This window comes from Cytobacillus oceanisediminis (assembly GCF_007830235.1).
Taxonomy (GTDB): Bacteria; Bacillota; Bacilli; order Bacillales; family Cytobacillaceae; genus Cytobacillus; species Cytobacillus oceanisediminis.
Genome location: NZ_VLKI01000018.1, coordinates 86,551 through 107,241 on the forward strand (window position 1 = coordinate 86,551; position 20,691 = coordinate 107,241).

Annotated in this window: 22 protein-coding genes and 1 other annotated feature; of the genes, 2 read left to right on the plus strand and 20 right to left on the minus strand. The window is 40.7% G+C overall.

Going from position 1 to position 20,691, the window contains the following annotated elements; all coding sequences use genetic code 11:
- Positions 1-38: 38 nt before the first annotated feature.
- The 20 genes from IQ19_RS21790 to rpsU all read right to left on the minus strand — a co-directional run bounded on the left by IQ19_RS21790 (position 39) and on the right by rpsU (position 19,001).
- On the minus strand, positions 39-479 hold the full coding sequence (locus tag IQ19_RS21790; RefSeq protein ID WP_199749521.1) for a YaiI/YqxD family protein: 441 nt from the start codon (positions 477-479) through the stop codon (positions 39-41).
- A gap of 410 nt (positions 480-889) precedes the next feature.
- Entirely contained in the window at positions 890-1,708 is an 819-nt protein-coding gene (locus IQ19_RS21795) for a pyruvate, water dikinase regulatory protein (RefSeq protein ID WP_144545053.1), read from the minus strand.
- 30 nt (positions 1,709-1,738) lie between these two features.
- Positions 1,739-2,374 carry a transcriptional regulator CcpN gene (gene ccpN, locus IQ19_RS21800; protein ID WP_110066130.1) on the minus strand — a complete coding sequence of 212 codons (636 nt, stop codon included), beginning with the start codon at positions 2,372-2,374 and terminating at the stop codon, positions 1,739-1,741.
- 283 nt (positions 2,375-2,657) lie between these two features.
- Positions 2,658-4,730, minus strand: coding sequence for a glycine--tRNA ligase subunit beta (gene glyS / locus IQ19_RS21805; RefSeq protein WP_144545056.1), 2,073 nt, complete (start codon positions 4,728-4,730; stop codon positions 2,658-2,660).
- Positions 4,723-5,613 (minus strand): glycine--tRNA ligase subunit alpha, encoded by an 891-nt coding sequence (gene glyQ / locus IQ19_RS21810; protein ID WP_144545058.1) that lies wholly within the window; start codon positions 5,611-5,613, stop codon positions 4,723-4,725. Before glyQ ends, glyS begins: the two co-directional genes overlap by 8 nt.
- A gap of 316 nt (positions 5,614-5,929) precedes the next feature.
- Positions 5,930-6,114, minus strand: a binding site (T-box leader).
- A gap of 72 nt (positions 6,115-6,186) precedes the next feature.
- Complete coding sequence (recO, locus tag IQ19_RS21815; RefSeq protein WP_144545060.1) at positions 6,187-6,939, minus strand: DNA repair protein RecO; 753 nt, start codon at positions 6,937-6,939, stop codon at positions 6,187-6,189.
- Positions 6,940-6,969: 30 nt separating this feature from the next.
- Positions 6,970-7,113 (minus strand): YqzL family protein, encoded by a 144-nt coding sequence (locus tag IQ19_RS21820; protein WP_110066126.1) that lies wholly within the window; start codon positions 7,111-7,113, stop codon positions 6,970-6,972.
- A gap of 160 nt (positions 7,114-7,273) precedes the next feature.
- On the minus strand, positions 7,274-8,194 hold the full coding sequence (gene era / locus IQ19_RS21825; RefSeq protein WP_144545062.1) for a GTPase Era: 921 nt from the start codon (positions 8,192-8,194) through the stop codon (positions 7,274-7,276).
- A complete protein-coding gene (locus tag IQ19_RS21830; protein ID WP_144545095.1) occupies positions 8,187-8,579 on the minus strand; it encodes a cytidine deaminase in 393 nt (130 codons plus the stop codon). Before IQ19_RS21830 ends, era begins: the two co-directional genes overlap by 8 nt.
- A 556-nt stretch (positions 8,580-9,135) precedes the next feature.
- Positions 9,136-9,528: a diacylglycerol kinase family protein gene (locus IQ19_RS21835; protein ID WP_144545064.1), complete on the minus strand. Its 393-nt coding sequence runs from the start codon at positions 9,526-9,528 to the stop codon at positions 9,136-9,138.
- A complete protein-coding gene (gene ybeY, locus IQ19_RS21840; protein WP_144545066.1) occupies positions 9,506-9,976 on the minus strand; it encodes an rRNA maturation RNase YbeY in 471 nt (156 codons plus the stop codon). The genes IQ19_RS21835 and ybeY overlap by 23 nt, the downstream gene beginning before the upstream one ends.
- Positions 9,973-12,165, minus strand: a complete 2,193-nt coding sequence (locus tag IQ19_RS21845; protein ID WP_144545068.1) for an HD family phosphohydrolase — start codon at positions 12,163-12,165, stop codon at positions 9,973-9,975. Before IQ19_RS21845 ends, ybeY begins: the two co-directional genes overlap by 4 nt.
- 279 nt (positions 12,166-12,444) lie before the next feature.
- Complete coding sequence (locus IQ19_RS21850; protein ID WP_144545070.1) at positions 12,445-13,407, minus strand: PhoH family protein; 963 nt, start codon at positions 13,405-13,407, stop codon at positions 12,445-12,447.
- Entirely contained in the window at positions 13,404-14,597 is a 1,194-nt protein-coding gene (gene yqfD, locus IQ19_RS21855) for a sporulation protein YqfD (protein ID WP_144545072.1), read from the minus strand. The genes IQ19_RS21850 and yqfD overlap by 4 nt, the downstream gene beginning before the upstream one ends.
- A gap of 18 nt (positions 14,598-14,615) precedes the next feature.
- The gene (gene yqfC, locus IQ19_RS21860; protein ID WP_110066119.1) at positions 14,616-14,906 is read right to left on the minus strand and encodes a sporulation protein YqfC; all 291 of its coding nucleotides are present in this window, start codon (positions 14,904-14,906) and stop codon (positions 14,616-14,618) included.
- A gap of 65 nt (positions 14,907-14,971) precedes the next feature.
- Complete coding sequence (locus IQ19_RS21865) at positions 14,972-15,445, minus strand: hypothetical protein (protein ID WP_144545074.1); 474 nt, start codon at positions 15,443-15,445, stop codon at positions 14,972-14,974.
- Positions 15,446-15,479: 34 nt separating this feature from the next.
- On the minus strand, positions 15,480-16,478 hold the full coding sequence (gene floA, locus IQ19_RS21870) for a flotillin-like protein FloA (RefSeq protein ID WP_110066117.1): 999 nt from the start codon (positions 16,476-16,478) through the stop codon (positions 15,480-15,482).
- Positions 16,479-16,498: 20 nt separating this feature from the next.
- Complete coding sequence (locus IQ19_RS21875; protein ID WP_144545076.1) at positions 16,499-17,830, minus strand: NfeD family protein; 1,332 nt, start codon at positions 17,828-17,830, stop codon at positions 16,499-16,501.
- Positions 17,831-18,368: 538 nt separating this feature from the next.
- On the minus strand, positions 18,369-18,812 hold the full coding sequence (locus IQ19_RS21880; protein WP_144545078.1) for a GatB/YqeY domain-containing protein: 444 nt from the start codon (positions 18,810-18,812) through the stop codon (positions 18,369-18,371).
- A 15-nt stretch (positions 18,813-18,827) separates the two neighbouring features.
- On the minus strand, positions 18,828-19,001 hold the full coding sequence (gene rpsU / locus IQ19_RS21885) for a 30S ribosomal protein S21 (RefSeq protein ID WP_009333009.1): 174 nt from the start codon (positions 18,999-19,001) through the stop codon (positions 18,828-18,830).
- A 236-nt stretch (positions 19,002-19,237) separates the two neighbouring features.
- Between rpsU and IQ19_RS21890 the strand changes: the two genes are divergently transcribed.
- Complete coding sequence (locus tag IQ19_RS21890) at positions 19,238-20,158, plus strand: Na/Pi symporter (RefSeq protein WP_144545080.1); 921 nt, start codon at positions 19,238-19,240, stop codon at positions 20,156-20,158.
- 312 nt (positions 20,159-20,470) lie between these two features.
- Positions 20,471-20,691 (plus strand): transposase (locus IQ19_RS21895; protein ID WP_199749522.1); only part of this gene is annotated, 221 nt, incomplete at its 3' end.

Sequence of the window (20,691 nt, forward strand, 5' to 3'; positions counted from 1 at the left end):
TGAACAACTCCATTACTTACTGAGGTATTCTATAAATATTACCGAATCCCTTCAAAATTCGACAAAATGTTTGTCAGTTGTTCCACAAACCTGGACCGGTCCTCCCGACTATAAGGTTTTGGGCCTTTCCCGTATACTCCTTTTCTGCGCGCTTTCGCTGATAAATATCTCATATCAAGCGCAGTGCGAATTTCATTTTCTTCAAATAAAATTCCCTTGGGTGAAAGGACATAAACTCCTTTTAGCAAAAGAGTCGATGCCAATCCAATATCCTGTGTAACAACCACATCTCCAGATTTGACATTATTCATGATGAATAAATCAGCTGCTTCCTTGCTGGAATCAACAAACTGCCAAACTGCCCCGTTCAGATCATTTTTCATGTGGGCAAATGAAGCAACAAACACTGCATCCACGAAAAAGGAATTGGCAATTTCGACAATTTCTTCTTTCACGGGACAGGAATCTGCATCTACCATAATGATTGGTTTGCCTAATGTTCTAATAATTCTACATCACTCCGCATATTCCTTCTTTCCAAGAATAACTTTTGCATTGAGATATATGTCGAATTTTTTCTTGGACGAAACCTTGACATGCCACAATAAATAGTTTATTCGTTCGGAATGAACTCTAAACCTATTCGGGTACATTTTTATCACAATTTTTTATTATAGTACATTAAAGTCTATTTTGCCATTATTTTATCTCTATAATCTGAAACATCAATTTGAACATCGGAAGTCTACAGACAGCTGCACCGTCTATTCCCAGTTTGCTTATTTTTGCAGAACTAATGTCCGATTTTATAAGTATTCAGCACTTGATGGAAAGATTACATCGAAGAAAACTTCGGCAAAAGAAAAAGGCACATAAAAAATTTTATGTGCTAACTTCTTGGAAAGCTTTTTCGGTATTGATTTAAGATCATATTTGCCGTTTCTTCAACAGCTTTATTGGTAACATCAATAACCGGGCATTTGATTTTGGAAACAATTTTTTCAAAATAAGATATTTCTTCTTTAATTCTCTCTATATTTGCATAGCTTGCACTATCACTTAATCCTAAAGATATTAAACGCTCTCTGCGGATATAATTTAATTTTTCAGGACTGATTTTTAGGCCATAGCATTTTTCCGGCGGCACAAGAAAAAGCTCTTCAGGAGGATCCACTTCAGGCACAAGAGGGACGTTTGCAACCTTCAGCCTTTTGTGTGCAAGATATTGTGAAAGTGGTGTTTTCGAAGTTCTTGAAACACCAATTAAGACAATATCTGCTTTTAATATTCCCCGAGGATCGCGGCCATCATCATATTTTACCGCAAACTCAATGGCTTCAATTTTTTTAAAGTAATCTTCATCAAGCTTCCTGACCAATCCTGGTTCAAAAAGCGGCGTTACATCACACGCCTTTTGGATTTGATCCATTAAAGGGCCGACGATATCGAATGTATAAATTCCTTCTTCAGCTGCCCTTTGGTTAATATATTTTCTCATATCAGGTTTAACCATCGTATAAGCAATCATCCCATTATCCAGCTTAGCAAGAGAAATGACTTCATCAATATGTACCTTTTCTTCAACATACGGAAACCGCTTGATGGTTATATCACTGCCGTTGAACTGGCTCGTTGCAGCCTTTGTAACAAGTTCGGCTGTTTCCCCAACTGAGTCAGAAACAACATAGATGATCGGCATTTTTCCCATTCTTCAAAACCATCTCCTTCTATCACAAATCTACTTTTCCCCCGCAAGGGCCAAGAATGCTTTTGTTAAATTTGTTTTTGTTATTCTGCCGTTAACTTCGAATCCCTTATCCGTTTTCTTTACTACCGGCAGTGCATCTATTTGTTTTTCAATTAGCTTTTTAGCTACCTCTATAAGTAAATCATCTTTCTCGCACATCGTTATATTCGGCATTCTTGTCATAATAATATTTACAGGAATCGAGTTCAGCTCCTGCTTGCCAATACTTGCACGAAGAAGATCCTTTCTGGATAAAACTCCAACAAGCAATGAATGCTGGTCGACAACAAACAACGTGCCTACATCTTCCAGAAACATCGTAACAATAGCGTCATATACTGAGACATTTTCATTGACCACAACCGGAATCGACTGATAATCCTTTACATACAGCTTTTGAAGGTTTTCCGTTAAAAGCTGGGCACCTGTTTTGCCAGTATAAAAATAGCCTACACGAGGGCGTGCATCCAAATAGCCAGCCATGGTCAAAATGGCCAAATCAGGCCTTAAAGTCGCCCTAGTCAAGTTTAATTGTTCTGCTATGCTCTCGCCAGTAATTGGACCATTTTCCTTCACGATTTCAATAATCTTTTCCTGCCTTTTATTTAATTCGATTTTCCTCACCACCTAACAAGGGAAAGATCGGGACTACAATATAGGATTTACATTGCCCAACCTTCTGAATTCAATATAAATAAGGTTATACTTTTATATAATTATTATATACTATTTGCCATAAATGAAAAGATGCGTTTCATACATAATCAGTTATTAGCCACTCTATTATGTCAAAAATTTGAAAGAGCCCGTCAAATATATAACAGGCTCTTTCTTTTCCAACAGCAGTTCCTGCTGCCCTTCTTATTCAAATTTAATCCTATTCCATCATGAAACGCAAAATTTTAGCTCGTTATTTAACAATAATTTCATTCATATTGGCGAACTGCATAATTAATTCGGCTAAAAGTGCCATTTGATTCAGTCTGTTTGTTCGGATGGCCTGATTATCGGCCATAACCATTGTATGTTCGAAGTATTGATCAATCTCAGGCTTCATGCTTATGAGCAAGGTAAAGGCTGCTTCCTCCGAAACTTCTTTCCCCAACTCTTCATTCACTGATAGGTATTTATTGAAAAGAGCTTTTTCGAATTCATTCTCAAACAGGCTGCTATCCACTTCGCCCTTTTCTTCTGCTTTTGAAGAAATATTAATAACACGGCTAAGAGCTTCTATGCTTTCTTTAAAGCCTTCAGCGTTCTTGTTGGATTCAAGGACTTCAGCTCTTTTTACAAGGGATGGCACCGAGCCGATTTCACCGCCTAAAACAGCGTCAATTAAGTCATATCGAACAGCTTTTTCCTGTAGCAGATACTTTATTCTTAGCTTAAAGAAGGAAATCAATTCCTGGAGAAGTTCCTCTTTTGTCTTCTTGCCGATCTTCGCATTCTGGACTGCATCCAAAGCTAATGCGATCAGGTTTTCAAGCTTAATATTCCAATTTTTCGCCAGTAATGTTTGAATGATTCCTGTTGCCTGTCTTCTTAGGGCATATGGATCCTGGGAACCGCTAGGGATAATGCCAATAGCAAAGGAAGAGACTATTGTGTCCATTTTTTCAGCAATGGCCAATACAGCTCCCGTAATTCCTGATGGCGTTTTATCTTCTGCATTCCGCGGCATATAATGCTCATTGACGGCAAGTGCAACAGCTTCTTTTTCTCCTTTTTGAAGAGCATATTTTTCTCCCATGAAGCCCTGAAGCTCTGGGAACTCATATACCATATGGGTAACAAGGTCAAATTTGCTTATTTCAGCAGCACGGTCTGCAACTGCTTTATCCTCTTCACTAAAACTGAGTTCGTCACTCAATTTATTTACCAATTCGCGCACACGATCCACTTTTTCTGCAAGAGTACCGATTTCCTCATGGTATACAATGCTTTTTAGCTTAGCCAATGAAACATTGATATCCGTTTTTTGGTCTTCTTTATAGAAGAATGCAGCATCTGCAAGTCTTGCTCTTAAAACCTTTTCATTTCCTTTGGCGACTTTCTCCAAATTTTCATGCCCGCCATTCCTGACTGTAACGAAGTATGGAAGCAGCTTTCCGTCATTTGACTTCACCGGAAAATAACGCTGATGTTCCTTCATAGATGTAATCAATACCTCTTCTGGAAGATCAAGAAATTCCTCTTCAAATTGCCCATATAAAGCAGTTGGGTATTCAACTAGATTATTTACTTCCTCTAATAAATCTTCGTCTACAGGAATAACCCATCCGTTCTCTTCTTCAATCTTTTCCAGCTGTGACCGAATGGCATCTTTTCTTACCTGCGGATTAGTAATCACATATTGCGCCAGCAGGGATTTTTCATAATCAGCAGGATGGTTGAGCTCAATTTCTTCACCCAGGAATCGGTGTCCTCTCGTCCAGTTTGATGTTTGGACATTAGTAATGGCAAAAGGAATGACTTCGTTTCCGAACAAGGCCATCAGCCATTTAATAGGCCTTACAAAACGAAGGTCCTGGTCTGCCCATTTCATATTCTTTGGAAATGTTAATGAAGTAATAATTTGCTGCAGTTCTGGCAGCAGGACAGCTGTTTCCTGTCCCTTTATAAATTTGTTAACATGGGCATATTCAACCCCGTTAATTTCTTTAAAGAAAATATCCTCTACACTTGCTCCCTGGCCCCTGCTGAACCCAATGGCCGCTTTTGACCATTGGCCATCTTCAGTTAATGCGATTTTTTTTGCAGGACCTTTTGCTTCTTCATTTATATCTTCCTGAGCTGTACTGACTCCCTTTACAAGAACAGCCAAACGGCGCGGAGAAGAGTAGGCTATAATCTCCTCAAATGAAATTTTCATTTCTGTAAGCCAAGAGCATACTTTATCTGAAAGCTGGTTCATTGAATTAGTCACAAACCTGGCGGGCATTTCTTCAAGGCCTATTTCCAATAGCAGATCTTTTTTATTCATGGGTTCCTTCCTCCTTTGCCTTTAAAATCGGGAAGCCAAGCTTCTCTCGCTCTTCATAGAAGGTTTTGGCAACTTTTCTGGCCAGGTTCCTGCAGCGTGCTATATAACCAGTTCTTTCTGTAACAGAAATAGCCCCTCTGGCATCAAGCAGGTTAAAAGTGTGCGAACATTTTAAAACATAATCATAAGCTGGGTGGACAAGGCCTTCGTCCATTTGTCTGTGTGCTTCTTTTTCATAGATATTGAACAAATTAAAAAGCATTTCCGGATCCGATGTTTCGAAAGTATATTTTGAATGCTCAAATTCAGGCTGAAGGAAAATATCTCTTACGGTAAACCCATCAGTCCATTCAAGGTCGAAAACATCTTCTTTATCCTGGATGTATGAAGCAAGCCTTTCAATCCCATATGTAATTTCAACAGAAACCGGCTTGCACTCCAATCCGCCTACCTGCTGGAAATAGGTGAATTGTGTAATTTCCATTCCATCTAGCCATACTTCCCATCCTAAGCCGGCACAGCCAAGGGATGGGTTTTCCCAGTTATCTTCAACAAAGCGGATATCATGCTCAAGAGGATTAATGCCTAATGCTTTTAAAGAATCAAGGTATAGATCCTGGATATTGTCTGGAGAAGGCTTCATAATAACCTGAAACTGGTGATGCTGATAAAGCCTGTTCGGGTTTTCTCCATAACGTCCATCAGCAGGGCGGCGTGAAGGCTCTACATAAGCCACATTCCATGGTTCCGGGCCGATTGCTCTTAAAAAAGTATAAGGGCTCATCGTACCTGCGCCTTTTTCAACATCATAAGCCTGCATTAGGATGCATCCATGGCCTGACCAATGTTTTTGGAGTGTTAAAATCATGTTTTGAATATTCATAGGACACCTCTTCCTTATTCCTGTTTTTAGTATTGAAACATTTGGCATTATTAACCTTGTCTGTTGATTTTGCTGCAGACCCCGCTTTCCGCGGGCGATCAGGGAGCCTCCTCGGCGTCTACGCCTGCGGGGTCTCCCTTTGACTCGCTCCTCCCGCTGGACTTTGAATAAATTTCCCCGAATTCACACCGCACGAAGGAAATGCGATTGCATTTCCGAGGATCCGTACCTTCCGCTCTAATCAACAGGGTGTTAAATACCACAATAAGCTTTAATAGAGCTAAACATAAAAAAACTCCCGTCTCTATGCTCAAGGCATAGGGACGAGAGTTTACCCGCGGTTCCACCCTATTTGCTGCAGCCTTTGCCGCAGCCTCTTTTATGTCAAAAGACAATATTTGCTCTGGAGCGCCCTTCCTTAACCTTCCATGCCTGGCTTCCACCGTCCCAGGTTCGCTTTTATAGAATGAGTTAAGTACTCTTCCCCTTCACTGCAATTATTTTATTAATTTGAATCATAGCGGAAACAATATTGATTGTCAATATTCAAGCAGGCCCTGTCCTTCGTTTCATTCACATGAGGTCATCAAACTTGGCCATTTGGTTAAGAAACTTCTTTGACTTTAAGTTTAGGCCAGAGTATTCTTCGTAATAAGCTGAAATAATTTTTTTCAATTCTGCTTTTGTTTCCGGCTTGACAGAGATATTTCCAAGCCTGGACAAGTCAAAAAAGTAGAACAGGCGAAGCAGCTTGATTGCCCCCTGTGAAACTTTGTAATGATACGGGTCTTTTTCAAGGCAACGGTGACATATGAGGCCGTTTTCCCGGATAGAAAACGAAAAATGCCCGTCAATACTTCCACAGACAGAACATTGATCAAGAACCGGATATAATCCCAAAGTATTCAGCATCTTCATTTCATAAATATTTGTAATGATTTCGGGGTCATACCCTTCATTTATATAATTCAGTGATTGATAAAGCAATTCAAATAGAAAAGGGTTTGGTTTTTTGTCCTCTGTGCTTTTATCGGTTAAATCCACAATATAGCTTGCGTAAGCCGTCAGAAAAATATCTTCCTTTATGGAACGCATGGATGAGGCCATTTCCCCCTGCTGAAGAGTCCCTAATCCGCTCCCTCTTTGTACTAAAAAGTATCCGTATGTAAAAAGCTGGGTGACAGCAGCAAGCCGGCTGTTCGGCTTTTTCGCACCGCGTGCCATCACACCAACCTTTCCCCACTCACGGGTAAATAGAGTAACTATTTTATTTGTTTCGCTATAATTAGTAGTCCTTATGACGATGCCTTCACATTTATCAAGCACCTTTGACACCATCCCTGTCTTTCGACAAACCTATGAGATGGGAAAATCAGCTTCTGCTAGCTCTTCATCGTTATTTCCGGGTATTTCTTGAGTTTCCTTTTCTAGCTCCTTGAAGAGAAGATATGTGTCAATATTACCTGTCTGGGAAAACACTTTCCAGGTAAAGTCCATCATCGAAAACCCCACCTTTCCGTTATTCAACTAGCAATTTATTTATCCCAATACTTTATTTATATCATAGCCTGTCTTTGTAAAATCATGAGACGAAAATATTGTCAATCAGTATCATGCATATTAACCAAAAAACGTTAATACTTTAATTAGGGCTGGTAAATTAGTACTCATCCTCACGGAAACCAAAATCGCGGAGCTGGGACATTTTGTTTCGCCAATCTTTTTGAACCTTAACCCAAAGCTCAAGGTATACTTTTGACCCGAGCAGATTTTCTATATCCACCCTAGCCCGTTTACCAACTTCCTTCAGCATTTTTCCCTGCTTTCCGATTACGATGCCTTTTTGCGAATCACGTTCTACGATTATGGTGGCCATTACATGAACGACATCCTTCTCTTCACGGCGCTCCATTTTATCGATAATTACGGCCAGCGAGTGCGGAATCTCTTCTCTTGTTAGATGCAGTGCTTTTTCCCTGATCAGTTCGGAAACAATAAATCTTTCAGGGTGATCTGTCACCTGGTCGGCAGGATAAAATTGAGGGCCCTCCGGAATATATTCCTTAATCTGTCCCAATAGTGTCTCAACATTATTTCCCTCAAGAGCTGAAATGGGGATAATTTCACTGAATTCGTACTTCTCCTTGTATGACTCTATTAACTTCAGCAGTTCATCCGGATGCACCTGGTCAATTTTGTTGATAACAAGGAAAATGGGAGTACGAACTGACTGAAATTTTTCAATGATAAATTCCTCACCGCGGCCGAAGCCTTCCTGGGCATTAACCATAAACAGGATGACATCAACTTCCTTAAGCGTGTTTTGGGCAACTTTCATCATAAAGTCTCCCAGCTTATGCTTTGGTTTATGGATTCCAGGTGTATCGATGAAGATAAATTGTGTATCATCTGTTGTCAGGACACCTTGGACTTTATTGCGTGTCGTTTGCGGCTTATCACTCATAATGGCAATTTTCTGTCCAATTACGCGATTTAAAAAGGTCGATTTTCCTACGTTTGGCCTGCCAATTATGGAAATAAATCCTGATTTGTGGCCCTTTGGTGTAGTTTCGTTATTCATGTAAATCCTCCGGTGAAAATGCTCCTGGCAATAATTCTTCTACTGTTAATTCACTTATATCCCCTTTTAAATTCGTTAAAACCACTTTCATATCTGGGGGGCATAACTCTGAAATTACCTGCCTGCATGCTCCGCATGGTGGTACAGGCCGATCTGTGTCAGCGACAACAGCAATGGCTGAAAAATTTTTAACTCCATCTGAATACGCTTTGAACAGAGCAGTTCTTTCGGCACAGTTGCACATGCTGTATGCTGCATTCTCAATATTGCAGCCATGGAAGACCTGCCCGTCATCACTTAAAAGCGCCGCTCCTACTTTAAATTTTGAATAAGGTACATAAGCTCTATCTCTTGCAATCTTTGCTTCTCCAATTAGTTGATCCATTTTCACGATTATTTCTTCCTTTCGAGTAAGAAGGCTGCCGCCTCCCTTTTATTTTACAACATTTTGCCGCCATTTTCACCGTTTGTAGCAAAAACGTAATAAAAAATTTGAATTTTCTAAAAATAATTCAGCTTTTAAAATTTAGGCTGTGTTAAAGCTCCATATGGATTTAGCACCCTATTGATTGGAGTGGAAGGCACTAATCCCGCGAAAATGCATTCGCATTTCCTTCGTGCGTTATTATTTCAGGGAAGCTTATTCAAAGTCCTGCGGGAGTGCGGATCAAAGGGAGACCCCGCAGGCGCAAGACGCCGAGGAGGCTCCCGGATCGCCCGCTGTTCGCTGAGCGCCTGGAGCGGAAATCAACAGGCAAGTTTAGCAGAGCCAAAATTTAAATAGGCTGTTCTGTCATTTTAGCGGATTCAGTGAGCGTTTTCAAACCTTGGAAACAACAATTTTGTTACAAGAAATTAGGTTGGCCTGAACAACTTTCTTTGATGCCTTGAAATAAGCAGGTTAGAAAAAATAAAGCCGCCCAATTGGACAGCTTTCGTGGTCAACTCATATAAGCGATGATCTTCGGCAAAAATAAGATGGCTCCAATTATTACGCTTAAAGCGGCATATATAAAAACGGCTCCGGCAGCAATATCCTTCGCTTGCTTTGCAAGGGGGTGATAATCTTCGGTTGCAAGATCAACAACCCTTTCAACAGCCGTATTCATTAATTCAAGTGACAGCATTCCACCGATGGCGAAAAGGACCATAATCCACTCAAGACGGGAGATCGCAAGCATTATTCCCAGCAAAATAACAGCTGCAGAAATAACAAGATGTATTTGCAGATTCTTTTCTTTCTTCACAGCTGATTTGATGCCGGCAAATGCAAAAGTAAAGGATTTAAGGACACTGTGGGTACGTTTGTTATTACCTCGTAAGCCCGAATTCATCAAGTATATCCTTCTGGCGTGAAAACATTCTTTCCTCATCCTCAGCGTTTTCATGATCATACCCTAGGAGATGGAGGAAGCCATGAACCGCCAAAAAACCAAGTTCCCGCATAAAAGAGTGTCCGTATTCCTCTGCCTGCTCCTGTGCTTTTGCAACAGATATAATAATGTCCCCTAAAACCCTTGGCATATCGGCTCCAACAAGCTCAACTTCTCCTTCACCCAGTTCTTCCATAGCAAAAGAAATAACATCTGTCGGCCGATCTTTTTCACGGTATTCCCTGTTGATTTCCTGTATACGATCATTGGTCACAAATGTAATGGATACCTCGCTATCCGGCTCTACTCCTTCTTTTGAGGCGGCAAAGTTAATTAAATCTTCTATTTGGACAATATTGTTTTCCTTCAGCTCATTTGTTTCATCTAAAAAGTCAATGATTAAACTCATGCTTGTTTCACCTTCTGTTTTGTCATTTCAGGATACTCAATACGAGAATGGAATATTCCATTTAACGTTTCACAAAATGAGTGTGAAACGGTTTCCAGTTCTTTTAAGGTTAAATCACATTCATTCAACTGTCCATCCTGAAGCCGGTCTGCAATAATATTTCTGACCAGTCCTTCAATTTGTTCAGTAGTAGGGTGCGACATGGATCGAACTGCAGCCTCCACACTATCTGCAATCCCAATAACTGCGGATTCTTTTGATTGCGCTTTCGGTCCGGGATATCGATAATCCTCCTCTTTGACTTCCAGTCCATTTTGTTTTGCTTTATGGTAAAAATATTTTAGCAATGTAGTCCCATGATGCTGTTCGGCAATATCGACAATCTCTTTCGGCATCTTGTGCTTTCTCAGCATTTCCGCACCATCTGCAGCATGTGCAATGATTATATTTTTGCTGGTCTGCGGCGGCAGCCGGTCGTGAGGGTTCTCAATATTAACCTGGTTTTCAATAAAAAATTGCGGGCGCTTTGTTTTGCCGATATCGTGATAATAGCAGCCAACCCTCGCCAAAAGCCCATTGGCACCAATTGCTTCACAGGCGGATTCTGAGAGATTGGCAACCATCACACTATGATGGTAAGTACCCGGTGCCTCCGTCAAAATCTTTCTCAGCAGCGGATGGTTTGGATTCGACAGCTCGATCAGCCTCATGGTTGATAAAATACCGAATCCAGCTTCAAAATACGGCAGCAGCCCAATCGTAAGGACTGCGGAAGATATACCTGAAATAAGTGCAATCACAAAGTAAAAACCATATTCAACAGTATCATAATGGCCATTTCTTAGAAACAACAGTGAAAAAATAACGATAATGTTTACTGCTGATACAAACATGCCAGCCTGCAAAATTTTGGAGCGGCGATTTTGCTTGCTTAAAAACAGGATTGCTGCAAGACCGCTGCAAATAATATAGATTCCGGCGGTTACCTGGAATGTGCCGGTAATTCCGTCGTTGAAGATGATGCTTCCGCAGATAGCCATAATAATTGTAAAGTAAAGCGCCAGTTTTTCATCAATTAAAATCTTAATTAGCATGGCTCCCATAGCGGCAGGGAAAATATAGCCTATTTCCGAGTAATCGTATTCCTGGAAAATGCTTATGACCTTCATCAGCAATATGGACAATATAAAAACAAGGCTGAACAGCAGCAAATAACTTTGCTTGACTTCAGATTGAACATTTAATTCATGGAAGTAGTAATACAGAGCAGAAAGAACAATCACGATAATCATTGACAGTCCAATGAAGGGCTGTATGGAATTAACGCTGTCGAGCAGCCCTACAAGCTCAAGCTGTTTATATATATCTCTGCTAATCAGCTGATTTTCTTCAACAATAATCTGGCCCTGAAGAATTTTAACAGGTTCAACACTCTCTACTGTCTGCTGGCGCAATTCTTCTGTTGCAACCGGGTCATAAAATTGATTTTGATAAATAGCATAACGCCCTAATTCAATTGCAGCCTGCTTTAAATCAGAACTTAAACTGGTAAATCGAAGCTCTTCCTCGACCCGCTTTTTAGCATTCTCTACCTGTTCTGCCGGTATCTCACTATTCATAATCTTATTAATGGCTGTTACCGTGAGGTCTTTGGCTATTGAAAGTTCACCCTCTTTTGCCTTCAGCAATGCCAGAAATACCCCATCGGAAACTTCCCTTGTTACATCTTCTGTCAGTTTTTCTTTTACCCTTTCCAGTTTCTCATTTGGAGAAGGAACTGACGGCTCCGAAGCCTCTGCCCCCTCCTGTGCCGATTCAGAAGCCTCTTTTTCCTTTTCTTCCATCTCCTCTTTCACTTCTTCATTCACTTCAGAAACAGATCCAAAAATGGAGGTGACTAGATCAACCCGGTTCTGCGCTATTTCTTTTTTTACAACGTATATATCTTTAACATTATTTTCGGCTTCTTTTTTCTTTCTCTCTGTGCTCGCTTTATCTTCAATGGTTATCGGGGATCTGATGGTTTGTTCAGCTACAGAGAATAAACCAAGATCTAATTTTTCCGGCTTAACATTACTATACATGGAAAAATACATAACGATGCCCAAAAGAAGAAATAGCAGCACCCGAAAAAAAGTCATATTTAGTAAATTCCTGATTTTAGTCATACTCTGCTGAAGGTTTGCCATATTTACCCCTCCTATCTTGGCTAAAAGCAGCCAGATAAGCTTTTATTAGCAACTCAATGCAATCTCTTTAATTATGTAAAATCATAACAGTTTTTTTACTAAGTTTCACCAACAAAAATATCTATTTATTAACAGGTTACCTAAACATTTCACTAATAGCAAATAATTCCATAATCTTCTTAAAAAGTGCAAATTCTTGCCAAAAAATTTTGGAGCTTACAGCAATTAGACCATGTACATCATTGCAATAGAAAAAACCGCCAAAAAGTCGGCGGTTTTTTAGGTATTGTCTTTTTCATAGGCCTGAATAATCTTTGCTACCAGCGGGTGGCGCACAACATCGCTTTGTTCCAAATGAACAAATGATAAACCCTTGACTCCGCCAAGAATGTTTTCAGCCACAATTAGCCCTGATTTTACTCCCTTTGGAAGATCGACTTGTGTTTGATCTCCAGTAATGATCATTTTTGATCCAAAGCCCAGGCGGGTTAAAAACATTTTCATTTGAGCTTGGGTTGTGTTTTGTGCTTCATCCAGAATGACAAAGGCATCATCCAGTGTTCTTCCCCGCATATAAGCTAACGGTGCAATTTCGATCGTACCTCTTTCAATCATTCTTTGGGTATGCTCTGTTCCTAATATATCATGTAATGCATCATACAAAGGCCTCAAATAGGGATCGACCTTTTCCTTTAAATCGCCCGGCAAAAAACCGAGGCTTTCTCCTGCTTCAACAGCAGGACGGGTAAGGATAATTCGCTTTACATTGCCATTCTTTAATGCGTTGACGGCCATGACAACTGCCAGGTACGTCTTTCCTGTTCCAGCCGGACCAATGCCAAACACAAGGTCATTTTTGCGGATAGCATTAATATACTGGCGCTGCCCCAGGGTTTTCACCCGAATGGACTTTCCTTTTGCATTTTTCGTTATTTCTTCCTCATATAAATCACTGAAATATTCAAGCGTTCCTTTATTCGCCATTTGTAGTGCATACATGACATCTCTCTGGCTTATATTTATTCCTTTTCGAATAACATAAAGTAATTTTTCCAGTACCTTGCCGACCAGCTCTACCTTATCCATTTCTCCAGATACATAAACGGATTCGCCTCTAGTCACAATGGATACATTCAGTTCTTGTTCAATAATTTTTAGATTCGCATCCGAATTCCCCAATAAGGCAATTGCTTCATTTGGGTCTTCCAGCTGCACATTCATTGTCTTCAAGTCTTCTGTCATTCCGTATCTCCTTGAATAATTGGTTGTCCTTCTGCAATGTTCTCAATAATTTGGAAATGTATTGATATTGTTACTTTACCATTGTCAACTGATTGGTGCAAAACTTTTTCACCCTTAACCTTAGCATTTTCTTCTAGACGGTTTTTTATATCATTTCGTGCCATAACTTTCGCAACATCAAATGCTTCTTCGTTTGAATAAATCCTGGTTACCTGTTCTCTTTCCCTGAAAGTTACATTTTTATACGAAAAAGGAAGCTCCCACTTCAAGAACCTGATTCTCTTTTCATTTTCCTCTATTTCATATTCTTTAAACTCCAGCTTGCCAAATCCCCATACAGGAATGTTTAATGACCCAATTGTAATGGAATGCTTTACTTTTTCATTCCCATTAAAAACCTGAAAAGTGCTCTTGAGAGGCAGCTCCACTGTTGACTTGTACCATGTCTCACCTAAAATTTCTCCTCTGGCAGGAACAGTCTCTGTTTCCCCCTCTTTTCCGATTATGCCAGACACTAGGAGCTGGCCAGGCTGGACATGATCATGTATATCGACGACAGGCCGGCCTTCTTCAACAAACATGTCCACTATGACGGCCTTCTTTTTGGCCACTAAATGCCGTGGGCTTAAATATTCCGGCTTTTCAGGTTCATTCTTTTCCACAACCTGTAAATGGTAGGTTGTCCCTTTTAATTCGACACCAATCCACGTAATGGCCTCAATATTATTGGATAACTTCCGCTGAATCGATTCAACATTATCAACAAAGAACTGCAGCTTTCCTTTTTTAACTCCCATCTTGTCCAGTTCTTTGCGAATCTGATATTCTGTGGCAGGGTTTGCTCCTTTAATTTCAATTCCCCATACCATATTGGATAAAAGGAGGATTACTGCAAAAAAAGCCAAAGCACCGGCGACAAACCCGCTGTTCTTCAACAGCCTTTTAAAAAGAAAAGGGGCTCCCGCCCGCTGCAGGAACTCGATTTTGCAATCGCTGTTCCTGGCGAGGCTTCTGATTTTTTTGGCATCCTCAAGCTTCATTTTAAAAGTCACAGCCTGCGTGCCATGATTCTTTACATTCCAGATGTAAATTCCGCTTCGGGTAAGCGCATTAATAAACCGTTCAATTCCCTTTCCGCTTGCTTTAACTGTTACAAGACCCCTATAAAACTCAATCCACTGGTTCTTCATTTCCTTCCCCCTGAATAATTAATCATTGTCTGTAATATAGGTAACTGAGTCAATTTTTCCCTCCAGCAGTATTTCTTCAGGCAAAATTGTTTTTATAACAAACGCTTTACCTTTAATTAATAACTGTCCCTGCTTCAAAAGAAGCCTTAGTTCCTTATCTGAAAAGGCAAGTAATCCCCTGTGGTTTTCAATATATATATGGATTTGTCCAATCATAGTGATGCGGGGTAAATCCATCATGACATCTTGAGGAAGCTCCATATTTTTAGTCATCCAGCTGCGGACGAAATGTCCCCATTTTTTTGCCATAAAAAAAGAACCCCCTTTCATCTCATATGTATGAAATGAACGAAGGTTCTAGCACTTATTTTTAATTACTTCCTTTGAATCGAACGATGGGGATTTTTTGCCCTGGGCGGACCCAGGATCTCAGACCAAATGACTCCATCGACAAGAGCCTGCTTTTGAGGCGTAAACTGGCCTGAAGTTTGTTTTTGGGTTTGAGGACGTTCCACTAACTTCGCGTCCGGCTCCATTAATGAATTTGCTTTTCTTTCAGCAGCTCGCTTTTGGTTCTGAAGGGCCCTCATACTTTCCTCAGCCTGCTGTTTTCGCCGCCTGTATTCTTCTTCTATCCTGCTTGCTCTCTCTGCCTGCTGCCTCTTTTCCTCTTTCAGAGCTTCTTCCATTGAAGCCTCCACTGCAGGACGCTCTGCTTGCGGCTGAGGCCTCTGCTGTGGAGGTTTGTTTGGGTTTTCAGACTGTTCTCTCTTCTTTTTCTTAAAGAATGAAGAGATAAACGCTAATAGAGCTATGAGAATAAATGGATTCTCCAATAATATTTCCAAGAGAGTTTCCTCCCTTCTCCCCTTAAGGGATCATTTAGTCGTTTTTGCGGCCATCTTTGCGGTCTTCACTCATATTGCCGATTGAATCTCTCATTTCCGTATCAGCTGAAATGTTTTGGATATTCATATAATCCATAACACCGATATTACCGGAACGAAGCGCTTCTGACATGGCCAGCGGTACCTGGGCCTCTGCTTCGACAACCTTCGCTCTCATTTCTTCAACGCGGGCTTTCATTTCCTGTTCCTGCGCTACAGCCATTGCACGTCTTTCTTCCGCTTTAGCCTGGGCAATTTTCTTATCTGCCTCTGCTTGCTCAGTCTGTAATTCTGCTCCAATGTTCTTGCCGATATCCACATCCGCAATATCAATCGAGAGAATCTCAAAGGCAGTTCCTGCATCTAATCCTTTTGAAAGAACTGTTTGAGAGATCATATCTGGATTCTCCAGAACCTTTTTATGATTGTCAGATGAACCGATTGTCGATACAATCCCTTCACCGACACGCGCCACAATTGTTTCCTCGCCGGCACCTCCGACAAGGCGGTCAATATTTGCTCTTACTGTGATTCGTGCTTTAGCCTTTACTTCAATACCATCCATCGCTACACCGGCAATGAAAGGTGTTTCAATCACTTTAGGGTTAACGCTCATCTGAACTGCTTCCAAAACATCACGGCCTGCCAAATCAATGGCCGCGCTGCGTTCAAAGCTTAAGTCAATATTTGCACGGTGTGCCGCAATCAATGCATTCACAACGCGGTCAACATTACCGCCAGCAAGGTAATGGCTTTCAAGCTGGTTTGTTGAAACATCAAGCCCTGCTTTATGAGCTTTAATTAACGGATTGATCACTCTGCTGGGAATAACCCTGCGAAGCCTCATCCCAATTAATGTGAATATGCTGACTCTTACTCCTGCTGCCAATGCTGAAATCCACAGCATCACCGGTACAAAGGTAAATAAAACACCCAACAAAATAACTCCCAGTACAACGGCAACCAGGACAAATACTGTTCCTGCTTCTAACATGTTCTAACCTCCTGAAATTTTTATTTATCTAAATCAAGATTAGATATTTCCCTTACAACAATACGGGAACCTTCCGCTTTAACAACTTTTACTTTTGCACCTTTGGCTATATAGCCTCCCTCGCTGACAACGTCAATTCGTTCATCCTTGAGGACTACCGTCCCTGATGGGCGGAGTGCCGTTAAAGCATACCCTTCCAGCCCAATCAGTTCAAGCCTGCTTTTATTCGAAATATAGCCTTTTTCTGTATTTGTGCTATCGGTTAAAATGATTTTTTTAAAGAATTTCATCTTTTTACCAAACACCTTTATCATTAAAATAGATGCCAAAACTGAAACCCCTAGTGCAATTAGAAGAGAAATTCCCATATGGACTACATTGTCAGTTGCCAAAAACAGACTGCCCAATATTGCACCAATTCCTGCTATGCCTGCAATGCCGCCTGGGAGGAAAAACTCTGCAATAATTAAGCCAATGCCGATCACAAAGAGGATAAGTGTTTCATATCCTGCCAATCCGGCGACCATATGCCCGTAGAAGAAAAGCAGCAATGCCGATAGCCCCATAAAACCTGGAATTCCAAAGCCTGGTGAATACAGCTCAAGCACCAGCCCCAGGCTTCCAATTGATAAAAGAATTGGCACCACTACCGGATGGGTAATAAAGCGGGCCAGCTTTTCTGCAAAACTTTCATCAATGGTTCTTATTTCAGCATTCTCATATCCCAGCCTTTTCAATAAATCGGCCCTCGAATCAACGGTACCTTCCGAATAGCCCACTTCCTCAGCCTGCTCAGCTGTTAAGGTGAGCAGCTTTCCTTTTGGCGCGCCAAGCTCTGGCAAATCGACTGATTCATCCGCCATAGCAAGTGCGTAAATAGGATCTCTATCCGTCTGTCTTGCCGCGCTTTGCATAGCAGCAAACCAGTATGATTCAGCTTTCTTCCCAGCCGTATTGCCCTGCTGGTCTATGATAGCGGCAGAACCCATTGTGGAGCCAGGCACCATGTAAATTTCATCTGTATTTAATGAAATATAGGCACCGGCTGATAAAGCCTGCTTATTAACAAACGAAATCGTTTTCACTTTTGTCGATGTTAAAAGTTTTCCAATCTCACCTGCTGCATCTACTGCCCCACCAGGAGTATTTACTTCAAATATAACGGCAGAAGCATTCTCTTCCTCGGCAGTATGGACTGCCCTGCTCAAAAAAGCGTAAAGCCCTTTTTCCACCGTTTCCTCAATAGGCGCTATATAGACAATTTCATTATCGGCTTTTCCCTGAAAAGGGACAGCCATCAGGACAAAAGTAAGCAAAAATGAAAAGATTGTTAAAAGCCTTCTTACAGTCATCTCTTTCCCCCCTTCGAAGTTAAACTTGAATATATGTATGTATCTACGGTTGAACACTGATAAAAGTTTCATTTTTTTAAAAGAAAGGCTCTGTTAAATTAGTCTGTTGATTTCAGCACGAGGCACTCCCTTTCCGCGGGCGGTCCGACGCTCCTCGTCGCTTTGCTCCTGCGGGGTCTCCCTTTGATCCGCACTCCCGCAGGACTTTGAATAAGCTTCCCTGAAATAACACCGCACGAAGGAAATGCGAATGCATTTTCGCGGGATTAGTGCCTTTCGCTCGTGTTAAAAAACAACAATAATCTTTAACAGAGCCAAAAGAAAAAAATGAAACTATATATCCTTATTTTAGTATAACCCACTAATGTCTATTGTTAGGTGTATTAGGGCAGTTAACAATGAAATTTTTTATAAAAACTGGCTTGTTAGTTCCATACCCAAAATTTATGAGCTGCCTTAAAACTTTGGTGACTACCGGTTTTCAAATAAAATAAAAAAGACCGTTAGCCAAGGGCCTTCGGTCTTTTATTACATAGTTTTATGAAAGGTGTTGTTGTACAAGTTTATTTACTAGTGATCCGTCTGCTTTGCCTTTTACTTTAGGCATAATGGCAGCCATCACTTTTCCCATATCAGCCTTTGAGGATGCACCAGTTTCAGCAACCGTTTCAGCAACGATTTTAGAAACCTCTTCTTCAGAGAGCTGTTTAGGCATATATAATTCGACATACTGAAGTTCAGTACGAATTTTTTCAACAAGGTCTTCACGACCTGCTTTTTCAAATTCATGGAGGGAATCCTTGCGTTGTTTAACTTCGCGAGAAAGGACAGTTAACTCCTGTTCTTCGTTAAGCTCTTCACCGATCTTGATGGCTTCGTTTTGAAGCGAAGCTTTAATCATACGAATGACAGTGAGTTTTTCTTTTTCTTTATTCCTCATCGCTTGTTTCATATCTTCATTTAAACGCTCGAGAAGACTCATTACATACACCCTCTCTTACCACTTACGCTTTCTAGCAGCCTCAGACTTTTTCTTACGTTTAATACTAGGTTTTTCGTAGAATTCGCGCTTTCTTGCTTCCTGCAAAGTACCAGTTTTTGATACTGAACGTTTGAAGCGACGAAGAGCATCTTCAAGCGATTCGTTTTTACGAACGACGGTTTTAGACATTCTCTTTCCCTCCCTCCGAGCACAACACACTTACATCAACAACATGGTTTATTCCATGTACCTTGCAATTATAATATAACAGCTTATCAAGGTCAACAGTAATTAGCCTGCTCTAGCGTTTGTTTTTAATAATTGTGCTTTTTTATTACCCTGTATGACGACAAACTAAACAATTTTTTTGCCTTAGGCATGTCCTTGCATTATGCCCCATAGTATTAGATGTAGGGGGTGAGGGCTTGACCCAGCTGTTATTATTTTTACTTCTTATTGCGATATTTATTTATGGGATGACACTTTTAAGATCAGGACTTTTCAACCTATCCGCCGATTCATTGAAAAATTGGCTGGCAGTGCTGACAAATGCTCCCTGGAAAGGCCTGCTTATCGGCACCTTTATTACCGCTATTTTACAAAGCAGCTCCGCCGTAATGATCATTACTATAGGAATGGTTTCAGCAAGAATGCTCACGTTTCCGCAAACCATAGGCATTATTTTAGGAACAAATATTGGAACAACTTTTACGACCGAACTAATCACTTTTAATATAGAGTCTTATATCATCCCTATGGCCGCGGCTGGAAGTATCCTTGCAGTTATGAAAAGAAAAAATCTTCAGAGTGCGGGGCTCGCTTTGCTGGGCATATCTGCAGTATTTGCAGCAATGAGGGGCTTTGAATATTTGGCAGGTTCCCTAAAAAATAATGATTTGGTTAACCAAATGCTTCTTGCTCTTGATGGAAGCCATTTGTATGCAGTTTTCGCCGGTATCATCATTACTGCCATTATCCAATCAAGCACCGCAACAACTGGAATTATAATGGGCTTTTTGACTGCTGGTACGATGGATTTAAATACGGCCATTGCCATTATGCTGGGATCAAATATTGGAACATGCGTTGATGCCTATTTAGCAACCATTGGTTCAGGCAGGGAAGCTAAGCTTTCTGCCTATGCCCATATATGGCTAAATTGCATTGGAGTTGCGGCTTTTTACCCTTTTATTGATTTACTTGCTACGCTTGGCCAAAATGCTGCTGACCACGCTGACGTACAGCTTGCCCATATTAGTGTACTGTTCAATGTCGTATCATCTTTGCTTGTCCTTCCATTTGCCAATCAGTTTGGAAGGTTTATTATCAAGCTGCATGACCGGTAGTATTTTTTTGGGAATGCAGGCGGGGCTCAATCGTACCTGATACCAGTGAAAAAACAGGTAGAAGGGAACAATTGTATGTTCATTCGCGAACTCAGTTAAAAAGCAAGAGTATAGGATCAAATTAACTATTAATTTGCCCCGCGACAGCAGCCTTCAAACATTTAAGACATTCATTGCGGCTGATCGTCACCAAAACAAAAAAATGCCGGGTATCCCGGCATTTCAGCTTGTAGACAAAGTCTGCTTTACGGACCACGTCTACAAGCTTTTTTTGTATAATGAAGTTGAAAAGATTTTTTGTGGGGGATTCAAATGTTATCAAAACACGTAGAAGATGGAAGAAATCAAATAGAAATGGTCGCTCTTGACCAATTAGTGCCTGAAGATCATCTGGTTAGAAAGATCGAACAAGCTATTGATTTTGAATTCATTTATGACCTGGTAAAAGATAAGTATAGCTTAGACAATGGGAGACCTAGTATTGACCCTGTTGTCCTTATTAAAATGGTGTTCATTCAATATCTTTTTGGCAT

Coding starts and splice junctions, on each gene's coding strand:
- IQ19_RS21790 (WP_199749521.1), bottom strand. CDS start 479: ATGGTAGATGCAGATTCCTGTCCCGTGAAAGAAGAAATTGTCGAAATT.
- ybeY (WP_144545066.1), bottom strand. CDS start 9,976: ATGAGTTTAATCATTGACTTTTTAGATGAAACAAATGAGCTGAAGGAA.
- IQ19_RS21835 (WP_144545064.1), bottom strand. CDS start 9,528: ATGAATTCGGGCTTACGAGGTAATAACAAACGTACCCACAGTGTCCTT.
- IQ19_RS21850 (WP_144545070.1), bottom strand. CDS start 13,407: ATGACAGAAGACTTGAAGACAATGAATGTGCAGCTGGAAGACCCAAAT.
- IQ19_RS21830 (WP_144545095.1), bottom strand. CDS start 8,579: ATGGATCAACTAATTGGAGAAGCAAAGATTGCAAGAGATAGAGCTTAT.
- floA (WP_110066117.1), bottom strand. CDS start 16,478: ATGTTAGAAGCAGGAACAGTATTTGTCCTGGTTGCCGTTGTACTGGGA.
- rpsU (WP_009333009.1), bottom strand. CDS start 19,001: ATGTCTAAAACCGTCGTTCGTAAAAACGAATCGCTTGAAGATGCTCTT.
- IQ19_RS21795 (WP_144545053.1), bottom strand. CDS start 1,708: ATGGGAAAAATGCCGATCATCTATGTTGTTTCTGACTCAGTTGGGGAA.
- IQ19_RS21880 (WP_144545078.1), bottom strand. CDS start 18,812: ATGAGTCTTCTCGAGCGTTTAAATGAAGATATGAAACAAGCGATGAGG.
- IQ19_RS21875 (WP_144545076.1), bottom strand. CDS start 17,830: ATGACTGTAAGAAGGCTTTTAACAATCTTTTCATTTTTGCTTACTTTT.
- yqfC (WP_110066119.1), bottom strand. CDS start 14,906: ATGGCAAAAAAATGGGGACATTTCGTCCGCAGCTGGATGACTAAAAAT.
- glyS (WP_144545056.1), bottom strand. CDS start 4,730: ATGAATAAAAAAGATCTGCTATTGGAAATAGGCCTTGAAGAAATGCCC.
- yqfD (WP_144545072.1), bottom strand. CDS start 14,597: ATGAAGAACCAGTGGATTGAGTTTTATAGGGGTCTTGTAACAGTTAAA.
- IQ19_RS21845 (WP_144545068.1), bottom strand. CDS start 12,165: ATGGCAAACCTTCAGCAGAGTATGACTAAAATCAGGAATTTACTAAAT.
- IQ19_RS21820 (WP_110066126.1), bottom strand. CDS start 7,113: ATGATGGACTTTACCTGGAAAGTGTTTTCCCAGACAGGTAATATTGAC.
- era (WP_144545062.1), bottom strand. CDS start 8,194: ATGAATAACGAAACTACACCAAAGGGCCACAAATCAGGATTTATTTCC.
- glyQ (WP_144545058.1), bottom strand. CDS start 5,613: ATGAATATTCAAAACATGATTTTAACACTCCAAAAACATTGGTCAGGC.